The sequence below is a fragment of the Chryseobacterium culicis genome (assembly GCF_002979755.1).
In the GTDB taxonomy this organism is placed as follows: Bacteria; Bacteroidota; Bacteroidia; order Flavobacteriales; family Weeksellaceae; genus Chryseobacterium; species Chryseobacterium culicis_A.
In genome coordinates this window covers 65,317-80,991 of sequence record NZ_PCPP01000008.1, presented here as the reverse complement: position 1 = coordinate 80,991, position 15,675 = coordinate 65,317, and the positions used below count along the sequence as shown (strand labels likewise).

The 15,675-nt window shown below is 35.2% G+C and carries 12 protein-coding genes; 2 read left to right on the top strand and 10 right to left on the bottom strand.

What is annotated here, in order from left to right; genetic code table 11:
- Both CQ022_RS22585 and CQ022_RS22580 read right to left on the bottom strand, forming a co-directional pair.
- Positions 1 to 3,269 (bottom strand): hypothetical protein (locus CQ022_RS22585; protein ID WP_228421866.1); only part of this gene is annotated, 3,269 nt, incomplete at its 3' end.
- Positions 3,270 to 3,338: 69 nt separating this feature from the next.
- A complete protein-coding gene (locus CQ022_RS22580) occupies positions 3,339 to 4,979 on the bottom strand; it encodes a T9SS type A sorting domain-containing protein (RefSeq protein ID WP_105684717.1) in 1,641 nt (546 codons plus the stop codon).
- Positions 4,980 to 5,341: 362 nt separating this feature from the next.
- Between CQ022_RS22580 and CQ022_RS22575 the strand changes: the two genes are divergently transcribed.
- Positions 5,342 to 6,604 carry a helix-hairpin-helix domain-containing protein gene (locus CQ022_RS22575; protein WP_105684716.1) on the top strand — a complete coding sequence of 421 codons (1,263 nt, stop codon included), beginning with the start codon at positions 5,342 to 5,344 and terminating at the stop codon, positions 6,602 to 6,604.
- An 86-nt stretch (positions 6,605 to 6,690) separates the two neighbouring features.
- On the opposite strand, the gene CQ022_RS22570 is transcribed toward CQ022_RS22575, so the two are convergent.
- The 7 genes from CQ022_RS22570 to CQ022_RS22540 form a co-directional block, all read right to left on the bottom strand.
- Positions 6,691 to 7,863: a hypothetical protein gene (locus CQ022_RS22570; protein ID WP_105684715.1), complete on the bottom strand. Its 1,173-nt coding sequence runs from the start codon at positions 7,861 to 7,863 to the stop codon at positions 6,691 to 6,693.
- A gap of 200 nt (positions 7,864 to 8,063) precedes the next feature.
- Entirely contained in the window at positions 8,064 to 8,786 is a 723-nt protein-coding gene (gene rluF / locus CQ022_RS22565; protein ID WP_105684714.1) for a 23S rRNA pseudouridine(2604) synthase RluF, read from the bottom strand.
- Positions 8,786 to 9,301 (bottom strand): hypothetical protein, encoded by a 516-nt coding sequence (locus CQ022_RS22560; protein WP_123864474.1) that lies wholly within the window; start codon positions 9,299 to 9,301, stop codon positions 8,786 to 8,788. The genes rluF and CQ022_RS22560 overlap by 1 nt, the downstream gene beginning before the upstream one ends.
- 59 nt (positions 9,302 to 9,360) lie before the next feature.
- Positions 9,361 to 10,059 (bottom strand): tRNA pseudouridine(55) synthase TruB, encoded by a 699-nt coding sequence (truB, locus tag CQ022_RS22555; protein ID WP_105684712.1) that lies wholly within the window; start codon positions 10,057 to 10,059, stop codon positions 9,361 to 9,363.
- Positions 10,060 to 10,079: 20 nt separating this feature from the next.
- Positions 10,080 to 10,898, bottom strand: a complete 819-nt coding sequence (locus CQ022_RS22550; protein WP_105684711.1) for an undecaprenyl-diphosphate phosphatase — start codon at positions 10,896 to 10,898, stop codon at positions 10,080 to 10,082.
- 115 nt (positions 10,899 to 11,013) lie between these two features.
- Positions 11,014 to 11,310, bottom strand: a complete 297-nt coding sequence (locus tag CQ022_RS22545) for a DUF3098 domain-containing protein (RefSeq protein ID WP_105684710.1) — start codon at positions 11,308 to 11,310, stop codon at positions 11,014 to 11,016.
- Between the two features lie 2 nt (positions 11,311 to 11,312).
- Positions 11,313 to 12,212, bottom strand: coding sequence for a cell division protein FtsX (locus CQ022_RS22540; protein ID WP_034695324.1), 900 nt, complete (start codon positions 12,210 to 12,212; stop codon positions 11,313 to 11,315).
- A gap of 91 nt (positions 12,213 to 12,303) precedes the next feature.
- Here CQ022_RS22540 and rsmA point away from each other — a divergent pair, with 91 nt between their 5' ends.
- Positions 12,304 to 13,074: a 16S rRNA (adenine(1518)-N(6)/adenine(1519)-N(6))-dimethyltransferase RsmA gene (gene rsmA, locus CQ022_RS22535; protein WP_105684709.1), complete on the top strand. Its 771-nt coding sequence runs from the start codon at positions 12,304 to 12,306 to the stop codon at positions 13,072 to 13,074.
- A 130-nt stretch (positions 13,075 to 13,204) separates the two neighbouring features.
- On the opposite strand, the gene CQ022_RS22530 is transcribed toward rsmA, so the two are convergent.
- Positions 13,205 to 15,562 (bottom strand): choice-of-anchor L domain-containing protein, encoded by a 2,358-nt coding sequence (locus tag CQ022_RS22530; protein WP_105684708.1) that lies wholly within the window; start codon positions 15,560 to 15,562, stop codon positions 13,205 to 13,207.
- Between the last annotated feature and the right edge of the window lie 113 nt (positions 15,563 to 15,675).

Genomic DNA, 15,675 nt, shown 5'->3' with positions numbered 1-15,675 from the left:
TCGTACGTATAGGTGGTCACCTGATAAGCAGATAATGAAGCGTTCATTCTGAAGGTATTCAATGCAGATAAAAATGCGCTTTCATCATTATTAGCTGCCTCCGCAGCATCTGTGTTGGAAGCCGTCACAATAGCATCAACTAAGGACTGCTGGATATCTGTTAATTTCGCGCCTTCTATTTTCGCAATAGGCTGAGTTTGATTGTAACCCCAGACAATTACCGTCGAAATGCCATCTTTAGTTGTATACTGCTGAAGGTTACCTTTGGAATCATATTTGTCAAAGTTTACTTCGATGGTTGCTGTGGACAGATTTTGAATTTCGTAAGATAACACAGAAATAGGTAAAACCAATCCTGATGTTTTTGTATTGGCCTCAGATTGATTTATAGGATAAATTGTTTCTGATTTTACCAGTATCTTGCTTGTAGTACCCATTGTTTTACTACTTATAGTCTCTAAAGGAATTTCAACCATATTTTTTGAAATCATCAATTGATTTCCTTTTTCAGATGCATAGGCATAACTTATATCGTTTGAAGAGGTATCTGGAAAGGTTGTTTTTTTATTTGATAACTGATAATGAGTGTTGGAATAGGTGTTATCTATTGAGGTAATCAGTGTTTTATCATTAAATAGCTCTGTGATCTGTTTCTTTCTCTCAAAACTAAAATCTGAGAATAGCGGGTAATATTCATATTTATAATCGGTTTTGTAGATGTAATCATCTGGACTCTGTCCCCCAAATGTTGACAATAAGATTCTGTTTCTAGGTTCAATTCTTACTCCAAAATTTTCATTTAAAACCAAATTCTTTCGATCATAAATAATAGTATCCTTCTGAATTAATGCATAACTTCCATTGTCATTTTGTTTATAAGACAGTGTTTTTTTAAGATTCCCAAATTTCCATCCCATATAAGGTGTTCTTGTTCTGTGTTCTATAGTAGCCATATCGGTGGCTTCCAAAGGAGCATTATTCTCAAAAAAGTACTCTTTCTTTATTTTTTTATTATTCACATTGTCAATAGATGTTTCAGTCACCTGTCCATAAACAATATTACTTCCCGATGAGTTTCTAAACGGATAATCAATGACTCCATAAAACTTATTAATCCCTTCATAAAAGTTTTCTGTAACTAATAATGGATAACCATGCAAGATTCCCGTGGAATATACTTTTCCACCCACTGTTTCATTGTAAGAATATTCAGTTCGTAAAAGCTCTACATTATTTTCTTTCTGGATAATGGATTTTATTCTTAATCCTCCTGCGTTCTGTATAACTTCTGGGTTAGTGTTTGGCTGTTGATTGTTTTTTACAGGACCTAGAAAAGACATCATTAATGTAAAACCTCCTGCACTATCAAACATACCTCCTTCATTTACCGTTAGAACATCTCGATGGGCAGTCAAAAGATATTCTCCTTTGGGGAACATGGCTGTTTTATCAATGGTATGGCTCATTAAAGTAAATATTTGCCAATTTCCATTTACTTTTCTGTATATGATAATATTGTATGAATTATTAGCTCCATTATTTTCATCAAAAACCTGCTCAATTTGAGTATTTAAATCAACAGAAGTGTCTTCTTCAAATTCCCAGTTCATCTCATAATTCATTTCAGGAGGAAGCTGCTCACCTGTATTAGGGTCTGCTGCCTGTTCGCTAGCAAAAAATACATATTTTGTCTCCATTGAAAATAGATTTCCGATGACCACTTCATTAATATCATTGATCGCCTGATAAGTGTGATTTTCGTAATCAAATTCGGTAGATCCGCCTGTAGGATAGGTAATTTTTTTAAGCATTCCTATTTTTGAATAATCCTCTCTTACAGCCCTGTTTGCTGTACCTGCTGATTTAACACTATTTGCATACTTAAAATTGATATTAGGAATAAGCTCAATATTTTCGGTGTGACCATTATAATAACCAAAGAAATCCTGTGCAAAACTAAGGCGACTTGGTAATTGACCTGGGAAATACTCGAAATTATGCTTACTGATTATCTGGTTGTTTTTATCATATTCAGATACCCCGTTTAATTTTAACCTTGGAATAGCTCTGTCAAAGTTGGGTGTAAAAATATAATTATTACTTCTTGAAAAATCATTCATTGGAGTTGGGAACTCTGAGTTGAAATATCCCTGATTAAGTTGATAGGTTTTAATTACATTGTTATTGTTTTTAATTTTTATTTTATCCAAGGAATAAGCATTGAAGTCTTTTCGTGCTGTTGTAGATTTAATAAATTCAATCTCAGTATTTTCATAAACAATTCGGCTTATAAGCTTATCTGCAATTCCGGGTGAACTGTAAACATTATATACATTCCCCTCTTTAGTTTTAGCAATTTCAGATGATATCGGATATTTATTACCGATCACTACAGGGTTACCACTTGCCCAGGAAACCACATCATATTTTCCGTTAAAAAAATCAAAATTATTGGCAAAATATTTATATTGAGAGGTAAGGTATACATCTTGTTTCGCTAAATCAGTAACTGAAATAGTATTATTATCATAATAAAATCTTATCGTCTTGTTGTCATTTGTAGTAATTTTCACCAGTAACCATGTACCAAACTGCGGATCTGTACCACTTGAAAATGCATTATCATTGCTAATGCTTACACTTGATACCTCCTCTATAACTTCAAACCTGTTGTCATTGTCATCTGATTTTCCAAAAAAATAGGTGTTACCTGACCCATCAATAATTTTAAAGTCAACGATATTTCCATAATTGTTTAAAGTGGGAATGATCTTGATATTATTTAAAGGGGTTGACACAAATTTATTGGATGAGAAATCATAAAAGAATTTAAAATTCATATTGAATAATGAAACATTAAATTCATCTGGTTCCAAATCAACATTTTCAGCATTTTGATCCAGCCAGACATCAGTATATACACCTGTTGAATTATTCATCAGACTGTTTTTAGCACTTGCAATAGATTGCAGGTAAAATGGAGAATCATTATAGTTATCTCTTTTGCCTCTAGTGCTTCTGGAAATAGTTCCTATTGAAGATAAGTTCCATCCCTGTCCTACAGAACTTGCTACTTCACTTACTTTTATACCCTGGGTATTATATTGTAAGCTAACAGGAATAGATAAATTGCTATTAATAGGTAGTGTATAGATAGGAACTGAAACATTCACTGACCCATTAGATAAAGATATTGGTTTGTCAATATACTTTCCTAGTGAACTTATATCTGGGGTTTTTGGAGTAAATCCTAAATAAGAATCTTTCATTTGATTCTGTGAATACAACCAATTGCAAAATAGCAAAAGACAAATAATTTGATATCTTTTCATTTGTATTTATTTCTTAATTAATTTGGCATTCGCCATTTTATTGGTATCCGTTTTGATGGTGATCAAGTAAGCTCCCTCTACCAAAGCTTGGGTATTGATCTTCGTTACCCTGTTCTTTGTTTTTATATTCTGAAGCTGTCTTCCGCTCATATCATACAATAAAATATCAGCCTCTTTAAAATCAAATCCTATTTCTACGTAAGCGTAGTCTGAGACAGGGTTTGGATAAATCTTGATGTCGTACTTCTCAATAAGCTGATCAACCTGTTTATCGCCCAGTTTTACAATCTTCCAGTTTTCTTTGCCTAGTTCTTCTGCACTGGTTCCTGCCAGAATAATAGAACCATCTCTGTTCAGTTTTAAGTCGGAAAGTCTTTCTTCTTTTTGTCTGGATTCTCCTTTGACATGTTTTCTCCACTGCTCATTTCCATTCTGATCCAGATAGAGCATCCAGAAGGTTTCATCATCTGTCTGTATTCTTCCTTCAGCCTGGGTGTAACCTCCCAACAATATTCCTTTTGTAAAGTCTTGATTCTTGGTTCTTGTATCTTGGCTCTGAATCACACTCATTCCCATCAGAATATCTCGGTTCTTGAAATTGTAGGATTTCTGCCACTGCTCTTCACCTCTTTCATTTAAAGCAATCAGCCAAAGGTCTGTACCTTCTTCCAGGCCTACGGTTTTATTGCCTGATCTTTCTGATCTGGATTCTCCGCCAATGATAAAGCCCGTTGAAGTTAAGGCAAGAGTTCTGATGTGGTCATCATCTTTTCCACCAAAGTTCTTTTCCCATTCTACTTTTCCGTTTTTGTCTAACTTGACAATCCAGTAATCGCCTTCACCGAAATTATCGCTTTGCTTTGAGGTTGCAGATAGTAGGTTATGGGTTGCAGGTCTGTCAGACGGAATATTAGTGTTAGTCGTTGATGGCTGATTATTTGTTTTAACAGAGGTGCTTCTTGAATAAATTCCAAGCAATGCGCCACCGTCTTTCGTGGGAATCATCTTCTCGACTTCATCTAAGCCTTTTCCGCCTAAGATTAATTGGGATAATTCTTTTCCGTTTTTATCCAATTTTGTGATCCAGACATCTTTGGAGCCGTAGCCTTTTGACGAGCCCTGTACATTCCCTGCTACAAAGAATCCTAGGTCTGTAGTTTGAATGACTGCTCTGGCCTCTTCATCGGAAGAACTACCTAAGGTTTTCTGCCATAATTCATCGCCAAATTCACTGATTCGGATTAACCAGATATCGGATCCTCCTTTGGAATCTTCTTTTTTATCGAGTCCTTTTCCTGAATAGGATGTTCCGGCCAGTAAAAATCCACCATCCTGAGTGGTAACGGTTGCGGATAAATAATCATGGTTGATTCCTGAGAAATATTTCTCCCAGACTTCTTGTCCCTGTTGGTTCAGTTTTACCAGATGGAAATCGTAACCGTTGTTTTGCTTACTTCCAGCCTCAAGCTTCCCGCTTCCTGACTGTATAGAACTTCCGGTGATCAAATATTGCTGATCGATGGTGGTAGTGACCTGGCTTAGGAAATCCTGGGTAGAGGATTTGATGTCTTTCTGCCACACCACTTCCTGAGCAGATACGCTCAAGATTGTGCATAGAGTGAATGCACTGAGATAAAGTTTTCTCATTCCCGTGTTATTTGTTTGAGTTAGTAATTAGTTTCTTAAAACGTGTCGAATTTAATACTTTTTAAGACACAAAAATCACTTTAATGTGGTATCCTGTAAATCATACTATTTATTATTTAATTTTCTTTATTTATAGTAAATTCAGTCTTATTCTGATGTAAAATTATCTCTGCATGGCGACAGAACTTGTCGTATTAAAAAACAATAATCTAATATGAGCAAAGTATCAATTACGAAATTATATCGCATAAAAAACAATATCCCTATTAGCTTTTACATCATAAAACATTTTCTCTATATCATATTTAACCATTTCAAGATCAGCTATTGCCATGTTTTATTTTTATATCTAAGTTTACTACATGATGAGAAAAAACTATTACCAGAAATTAGCATTTATGGTCACATTGCTGACTGTTTTATGTGCATATCAAAAATATACCAGCCGGGAAAAAGAGCCTTTTCCTGAGGTTACATTCATTGCAGATGCTTCAATAGCGACACATTTATCCGATTTTGACCCCAATACGCTTGATAAAGATCAATGGCAGAAACTTGGGTTTTCAGAGAAACAGACCCTTACCATTCTTAAGTATAAAGATATTGTAGGTGGAAAATTCACTTCAAAAGAACAATTGAAAAAATGTTATGCTATTTCCGAAGAGAAATTCAGTGAGTTGGTATCTTTCATTTTACTTCCTGAAATGACAAAAAAGGAAAATTCAAAAGGATTCAAAACATTTGGGAAGAAAGAAATTATGATATCAGGAAAATTTAACCCTGATCAGTTTTCTGCCAATGACTGGCTTAAGATGGGTTTCAGTGAAAGACAGGCAGAGGCTATTATTAAATATCGAAATTATCTCGGAGGAAGTTTTATCAGCAAAGAAAAGTTTAAAGAATGCTTTATCATCTCTACAGAAAATTATAGTAAACTTGAACCTTATCTGTTACTGCCGGCAAAAACGCCGGAAAACTTCAGGAATTTCGCAAAGAGTAATCCTATAAAATCCAAAATTCAATATCATATGTTTGATCCCAATCAGTTGCAATTAGAGGATTGGATAGCTCTTGGATTCTCACAAAAACAGGCAAACACCATTATCAATTATCGGGACAAAAATTTACATGGAAGTTTTAAAAACCTGGATGATCTGCAGAAATGTTTTGTGATTTCTGCAGAGAAATTTCAGGAAATGAAGCCTTATATCAAACTTCAGGAAAGGCAGCAGGAAAAAACAGATTTTTCAAAAACAGATCTCAATACCATTACTTTTAAACAGCTTATAGAATTTGGACTGGATGAAAGAAGTGCTGGTTCAATGATTGGTTTCAGAAAGAAACTGGGAGGTTTTGTGAATAAGCAGCAAATTTTAAGTACGTACAATATTGATCAGGATCTTGTTCAAAAACTGATTTCAGTAGCTCCATTGAATACATCCAATGTTCCCCGATATTCACTAGTAGAAGCACCTGAGGAATGGCTTAAAAACCATCCTTATTTCAAGTATTCAGCAGACAAAATCATATTCTACCGGATCAGTAACCCTGATGATAAAAAAATATGGAAACTTTTAAAGCTGAAACCTGAATATGAAGAAAGAATGAAATTATACATAAAATAATACGAGAACAAATAAAAAACTGACCTAAACTCTTCCAAAAATTTGATTCCGGAAGAGTTTGTGCTCTGAAATACTATTTTAAAATTTTAGTGATGCATATAATTGCTGGGACCATTGGTTCCTTCAATGGATTCGGGCAGTATTCCATATTGGTTACGTAAATCTACTGTCCCTAATTTTTGTCCGGAATTAATATCAATGATACTGATCGTTCCTGAATTTAAGTTAGGGAGATCCAATAAATTATTTTGTACTGCTACGACTTCTTTCCCTGATTTGGTTTTAAAGAAAGCCATATGATGTGCTCCTTTATCCGCATCAAAAGTCTTCAAAAGCTTTAATTGAGGAAGATTATTGATATCAAAAACAAGTACTTTTCCAGGTTCTGCAAAACTTACATAGAGTTTGTTTGAATCATCAATATACATTTCGAGTGCCCAGCCTAGTCCTTTTGTACTTCCATCAAAAACCTTAGTAAAAGCATCATATTTTTGGGTCGCAGGATTGTATGGAGCCATCCAGATATCACCTCCAAGCATTGTGGTAGCAAGGGCATATTCTGGAAATTTTCCACGAAGCAGTAGAACTTCAACAGGAGCGGACATATCTGTTGGAGAATCTGCTACCTGATACGTCTCCTTTATTTCGTAGGTGTTCAGATCTAATAAAGTACAGGTATTGCCCATTCCGGTAGTAAGATCAGGGTGAATGGTGGATGACACCATCATTAATCCCTTTTCTTCATTAATGGAAATACCATGCGGATACATTATAAATTGGTTGGGATTAGTTTGAATTGGAGCTTTAATCGTTTTGATAAGCTGATTATTATTGGCATTAAAGACCCCAATACTCCCATCTTTTGGACCTCCTGCTCCACCCATAAAGGTCATAAAATATCTGCCGTCATTCGTGAAAAATAAATTTTCGCCTACCGTATTTTCACCAGTATCAATAGGAGTTGCACTGATTAATTGAGGCTGTCCATTTTGATCTTCCCCCGTTTTTATCTCATAAAGATAGCTGCCCCCTAAAGCAGTTGTGTACATTTTTTTTGCATTTTGATTGTAATAGATATGGTGTGGCAATACACCTATACCTAATTCAAGTCTGTTGCTGATATTTCCAAAATTAGGAGCTTCAGGATCAAGTTCAATGACGGCAATTCCGTCTGGTAATCCTTTTAGACTTCTATAATCAATGTAAAACGAAGAATCATGCGGGTAATCCTGATTATGATTATCATTTTGACAACTCATAAATATTACTAAAGTAACAAATAATAGAACTGAATTCAATTGTAGTTTCATGATTTTCTGATTATGGTTATTAGTATTATAAATATAAAATATTTTCAATGAAAAATAAAATATATTACACCAATATGTGAAAAATAATTAATTACTTCTCAAATTGTTTATAACAGAAAAAATGAAATTGCTAAAGTATATTAGATATTTTAATTAAATGTTTTGCTGGAATCTGCCAACAAAGAGTTCAGAGTATTAAGTTCTTCATCCGTCATATCTCTCCATTTTCCAATGGGTAAATCAAGTTTGATATTCATGATACGGATTCTTTTCAGTTTTTTCACTTCATATCCAAGGTATTCGCACATTCTTCGGATCTGCCTGTTCAGTCCCTGAGTAAGGACAATTCTGAAGTTCATATCATCAATCTTCTCTACCTCACATTTTTTGGTCACCGTATCAAGGATGGGAACTCCGTTTCGCATTTTTTCCAGGAACTTTGGAGTGAGCGGTTTATCTACCCGAACAATATATTCTTTCTCGTGGTTATTTCTCGCTCTCAGAATTTTATTGACAATATCACCGTCACTGGTCAAGAGAATAAGTCCTTCACTGGGTTTATCCAACCTTCCGATAGGAAAAATTCTTTTCGGATGGTTGATATAGTCTACGATATTATTTTTTTCGCGTTTTGTATCTGTAGTACAAACAATTCCTACCGGTTTATTAAAAACAATATATACAGGTTTTTCCTGAGGCTCTTTGATCGGTTTTCCGTCTACCTCTACCAGATCTTCGTCAGAAACTTTTGTTCCCAATTCAGGAATTTTCCCGTTTATTGTAATCCTTCCTTCTTCCAAAAGCTTATCTGCTGCTCTTCTCGAACAGTATCCAACTTCTGATAAATATTTATTGATACGCGTTTTTTCCATTAGTCTTTTCCGTAGCCGGTATAATTTTTATTGCTAAAGATGGTAATTCCATAGCTTAGGCCTATAAAAAAACCATCAGCTCCATCTTTAAGTTTATGTGATTCAAAAACGATTCCTCCTTCCTGACTCAATCTTTTTGAATAGGAAACCTGCACTCCCAGTCTTCCACCCCAGAATTCAGTATCTGAAATAGCAGAGTGATTAAGCTGTTTTCCGTAATTAATATCGATATAAAAAGGTCTTTCTCCAGAAGAAAAAATAATCTTTGGCTGGATAACCCAATAAATCAGATGATCATTATCCTGTATAAAGCTATATTTAAATCCCGTTCCCAATGCAAAGTTAGGAAGAAAATTGTAACCTCCTACAGCAGAAATACCATACGTTAGATTTCCTAATGAAGACCTGTTGTTAATATACTGCGAATTGTTGGGTTGATTTTTCTTATTAATATTAAACCCTATATTCAGAGAAGGATTGAAATAGAAATCCATCTTGGATTTTCCAGTTTCCATATCTTGAGAAAATGCTTTAACAAGAGCAAATATGAATAATAAAAGAGATAATTTTATTTTCATAGGCCCTCAAACCTGTACTCATTGTTCAGAAACTGATCTGTAGCGTCTTCAATGGCATAATCTCCGATTTTAGTACGTCTTAATTGTGTCAGATACGCTCCAATCCCCAATTCCTGCCCGATATCATGAGCAAGACTTCTGATATATGTTCCTTTTGAACAGCCTACCATAAAGCTCACCAAAGGGAAATCTATTTTAATATCCTGAATGTAATGAATGGTTGTCTTCCTCGCTTTCATTTCCACTTCTTCACCAGCTCTTGCAAGGTTATAGGCTCTTTCCCCATCAATTTTAATGGCCGAATAAATAGGTGGTTTCTGTTCGATTTCTCCAACAAATTTTTCCAGGATGTTTTTTACCTGTTCTTCAGTAATATGTGAGATGTCATGATGAAGGATTTCAGGTTTTTCAGTATCATAAGATTCTGTCTGTACTCCAATTTTAATCTCTGTCCAATATTCTTTGGGAGCATCCTGAATTTCAGGAATTTTCTTTGTAAATTTTCCACAGCAGACAATAAGAAGCCCAGTTGCTCTGGGATCTAAAGTTCCGGCATGTCCGATTTTAAATTTTTTAGGAAGATCAAATTCCCTTTTAAGTTTGTATTTCATTTTATTGACAGCTTGGAAGGAAGTCCAGTCCAAAGGCTTATCTAATAAAAAAATGTATCCTGATTTCAGTTCTTCAGCAGTCATGAATGGGTATAATGTAATTCCTATTTAAAGAAATAAAAATAGATCAAAAGAGCAATTCCAACGAAAATACGGTACCAGCCCCATGGTTTGAATCCATATTTATTAAGCACTCCAATAAAGGCTTTGATCGCAATAAGTGCCACAACAAAGGCTACAATATTTCCGATTACAAAGATCATAATGTGATCTTGTGAAGCCATGATCATTTCATATCCTTTCTGTGGATGGGCCGTTTCTTTCCCCCAGGTTTTCACAAAAACTGAGTATACTGTTACAGCAAGCATGGTAGGTACAGCAAGGAAGAAAGAGAATTCTGCAGCTGCTTTTCTGGTCAGTCCCTGTGCCATTCCTCCAATGATGGAAGCTGCACTACGGCTTGTTCCCGGCATCATCGCAAGACATTGCCAAAAACCGATGGTAACGGCATTTCTTATCGTAATTCCTTTTTCATCATCAATCTTAGGATTCTTAAACCATTTATCGGCAAACAGCAAGACAACACCTCCTAAAACCAATACGGAAGAAATAGCAATCTGATTTCCAAGAATAGCTTCAATTTTATCATCGAATAAGTATCCCAGCACCAAAGCCGGAACTACCGCAAAAGCCAGTTTGAAATAGAACTGAATATTGTTTAAATCAAAAAACTTTTTCCAATATGCTACTACTACAGATAAAATGGCTCCAAACTGAATTGACACCTGAAACATTTTTAAAAATTCTGTTTCCTCCAGCCCCATAAGATTTGCAGTAAATCCCATATGTGCTGTAGAAGAAATCGGAAGATATTCTGTCAACCCTTCTACAATGGCAATAATAATTGCTTTGATTAAATCCATATTCTTTTAAAAAATTAAAAAGATTAAAAGATTTAAGAATTTAAAAAGATGGGCCAATTAGCTTCCTATCTTTAAATTCTTAAATTTTTTAATCCTTAAATAAAGTGTATTTTATTTATTTTCTTTTTAAGATCGCGTACACTTCTATAACAAATCCTATAACAACAAACAGAGGTGCTATTCTGATTCTTCTGATAGAAAAGATACCGTCATTCCATGAGTTCGGATCAAACTTTCCATCTACCGTATTGGCATCGGGACCCATCATCAGTAGAAACCCAACTACTATAAATGCTAATCCTATCAACATCCATTTGAAATTCTGCTGTCCGAAATAGAAAGCACTTTCCTGTGGTACTTCTGCTTCATGTCCAAAGTCTGAAGCGGAAAATTTATTTGTTTTTTTGCTCATTGTTAAGAGTAATATAAATCGTCAACGTTTGATTTTAAGAATCTCCAAGTCGCGAAAATTGTACTTAAGACAGAAATAAAAATTCCAACTCCAAGTACTAAGATAACTAACCAGAAGTATTGGTTGTTGTCCTGTACGAAAGCAGAGCCAATCTGACTTGTGAAATAATACCATACCCCTCCTAAAGCAATAAGCCCTATTACAGAACCGATGGCTCCTAAAATAATAGCTTCTACAATAAAAGGTTTAAGGATAAATCTTCTTTTCGCCCCTACCAGCTGCATCGTTTTAATAATAAATCTCTTCGAGAATATTTTCAGACGGATAGAGTTGTTGATCAATACAACCGCCAATATCAGGAACAAAACTGAAAATCCTAAGATCCACTTCAGAATTCTGCTCAGGTTATTGTAAACATCTACCATCAAAGTACTGTCATTTTTAACATCAATAATCCCCGGAACGGATTTGATCTCTTTAATTGCTTCATCAATTTTTGCAGGATCTACAAATTCCGGTTTTAAAGCAACTTCAATAGAAGAAGGGAAAATATTTTCTTCGAACAATGCATCACTGTCGATTCCCATAGTTTTCTTGGCTTCTTTTGCAGCCATATCTCTTGAAATATAAGTCGCTTTTTTTACAGGCGCTAATAACTGTACCTTTTTAAAAGTTTCTTCCTCAAGTTTTGCAATTTTTACAGAATCTTTAGCGTCATAGTTTTCATCAAAGTAGGCGTTCACCACCAACTGTTCTTTGATATAGTCAGAATATTTCTGGGCATTAATCAGAATAAGCCCCATTAATCCTAACAAAAATAACACTAAGGCAATACTTATCACTACTGTAATATTGCTGGACCGAAGCCTTTTCTTATTAAATTCATCTACAGATTTAGCCATTAATATTAAAATTTTTGGCTAAAATAGAAAAAATCTTCCGAAATTTGGGACGAAATAAAGAAAATCATTGTTAATAAAATCATAAAAAACTTTGAGTGTAAAAGCAAAAAAACATCTGGGGCAGCACTTTCTGACAGATGAAAATATCGCAAGAAAAATCGTAGAAGGTCTTAGTTTTGAGAACTATAATAATATTATGGAAGTGGGTCCCGGAATGGGAGTTCTTACCAAATATCTTCTTGAAAAGGAGCAGAAGATTTACCTTGCAGAAATCGATACAGAATCTATCGAATACCTGAAAAAGAATTATGCGAAAGTAACTGAAGAAACTTTTGTAGGAGATTTCCTGAAGCAGGATTTCAGTTTTATCAAAGACGATGAGATTGCGATCATTGGTAATTTTCCGTACAATATTTCATCTCAGATCTTGTTTCAGATTGTAGATCATTACCAATTGATCCCGGAAATGGTAGGAATGTTCCAGAAGGAGGTAGCTGAAAGAACGGCTGCTGTTCCGAGAACTAAAGATTACGGTATTCTTTCTGTCCTTATACAGGCTTATTATGATGTATCTTATATGTTTACGGTACATGAAAATGTCTTCAATCCTCCGCCGAAAGTAAAATCTGGAGTGATCAGGCTTACAAGAAACCCTAAGGAAGGGCTTTCGGGTAATGAAGTTTTGTTTAAACAAATTGTAAAAACAGGATTCAATCAAAGAAGGAAAAAACTTTCTAATGCCTTGAAATCATTAAATATTCCTGAAGCTTTAAAAGGGCACGAATTTTTAGATAAGAGAGCAGAAGAACTTAGTGTTGCAGATTTTATACACTTTGCTAACCTCTGGAAAGAAAATCAATAAAGAAATCATTAAAAAAGCTCCTTTACCGGGAGCTTTTTGTTGAACAAAATACAATAACATTCTTTGTTAAAAGTAGAAAGCCTTTCAAAAATACATTTGAAAGGCTTTCTTTTATATTACATTATCAATTTTAGTTTCTGTTCTTCAGCATAATCCATCCTGACCAGTTCATCTGAGCTTTTGATTTTGGATACTCAAAGTTGAACTTATACCAGTAGGTCGCTGTAGGAAGTCTCTTACCTCCTACTGTTCCGTCCCAGATAGGATTTTCTTTTGAGAATCTGAACATCTCTACTCCATATCTGTCGTATATTGAACCTTTAAAGTTTTTAAAGTCTCCAAGAGCTTTAAGATCCAGTACATCGTTGATTCCGTCTTCGTTCGGAGTAATAATATTGTTGATCTGCAGGGTAAAGAATTCAAGAGATCCTACACAATGTGTACCCACTCTTCTTACTAAAACAGTATAGTTTGTATTGTCTAAAAGATTAGTAAATACATTGGATTCCTGCCAGCTGATTCCGTTGTCAATAGAATACTCTAACGTGCTTGGTGTATTGTTCATCGGAGGGTTTTCTGCAGTAATTGTAACTGTTTTCTTGATGCTTTCATAATTTAAAGCAGTAACAAAAGGAGTAGCAGCTCCCATTACTTTAGCTTCGAAAACCTTCTTACAGATACCATTATCAATTTCCACTGAATAAATTCCCCATTGGTCTACATTAATTTTCTGTGTTGTAGCCCCTGTGCTCCAAAGATACTTGAAGCCTTGTCCTGCTCCTGCATCAAGGGTTACTATGTCACCAATACACATTTCAACATCTTTTAATGGTGACGTGATTTCCGGTGTAACTTCAATTCTTATGGTTGCAGGATTCAGAGATTTACATCCTTTTTGTCCGATTGCATATACGGTAAATGTTGTCGTCTGGTATAAAGTAACCGTCTGCATATTACCTGTTCCCATAAAATTACTCCACAGATAAGTATCTCCTCCTTCAGCAGTAAGGGTTACAGACTCTCCAGGACATATTTTTATTCTGGAAGCTTTTACTTTAGCCGTTGGCGTTACTTCCTTCAATAATTTCAGTTCAACCATTTTACTACAGAATGCTCCGTTGGAAACAACCACATAAAGAATCTGGCCATCATTACCATTATAGTTTAATGGAGTCTGAATATAATTATCATTCTGAGCAATTGCATCTGCCTGATCTACGTAGAATTTAAAAATCGCTCCCGGTGTAGGGCTGATAGTAGATGTAATAGTACTTAAATCAAAAGTAGTAATATCCGGTGTAGTACAAAGCAGCAATGTTGCATCCTGAGCCAGCGGTGTTGTTCCGCCATGAATCTCTATGGAAGCTTTACCCGGACATGGATTACCAGGAACACTTACTTCGATAGTATAGGTACCAGGCTGGATAGCGGTAATTGTATTGGTAGTAGCATTAGGTACCGGAGCACCGTTATAGTACCATTGGTATACAAGGTTAGGGTCATTTACAGAAGCTGTAATTACCTGAGGTACATTATCACATACATTGATATCTGAAGGTAATTTCGTTCCTGCAGGGTCTAAAAGATCTACCCCGATGTTGAAAGATCCTCCTTCAAGAAATACCGCAGAGTCATAACTGTGGTCACTGTAATCGGCAATTACCATTTTAAAGTGATATTCCTGTCCTGCTACTACTGTTGCTGTAGCAGTCAATGGGATTGTTCTTCCATTAAAGTTGGTTTCAACGTTACCTGTGTTATATCCTCCGAAATATTGTTCGTTCACAGCACCACAACTCCCTGGTATTTCAGGGTGGATATTCGTAATACTTACTGGTCCGGCTCCTCCAGGAAGCACAGCCATATTTACATAAGGTCCACCTGAAGTAGGTCTCAATAAGATCGCAAAGGCATCTGCAAAGGTACAAGGGAATGAGCCTGTATATTCTTCTGAGGCAATCAGATAATTAAATTTAATCTGAGAGGTTGTTGGAACGAAGTCAAACTCCAAAAGAACAGCATCATTCAATCTACTTTCCACTACCCCAATCACCTGTGCAAGATCAGCATCTGATCCTCCACCGTTGACATCACTAAGGCCACCTTCAAAAGTGTTACCTGCTCTTCTTGCATAACCTGTAGAAAGAATAAGCCCATCTTTAAAGGGGAAATTGGTTGTAGCTTTATGAAAATATCCCCATGCTCTATCTGCATTACTTGCAGCATGGTTAGGAGTAATCTTCACATTGGTTACATTGGGAGTAAGACAGGTATTGGTTCCGGATGAGATCAATACATCTTTAACCATTTTCTCAATAGTATAAGCGGTTTCAGGATACTGCGGAGCGTTAACATCAATGAAAGCCCCAGCTCTTCTGGATAGATTTGAAGGAATTTCTTTTGCCTGTTTTCGCGGTGGCAGGTTTTGTGAAAATAAAAAAGTCGAGATGACTAAAAAAAATAAACAAAGCGGTAGATATCTTCTCATAATATTTTTGTTTCAACAAATTTAATTTTTTTTTAAATATCTCATATACATATTTATATTTTTTACTACAAAAAAACAAAATAAGGACCTTTTACAGTAAATTTTCGTTAATC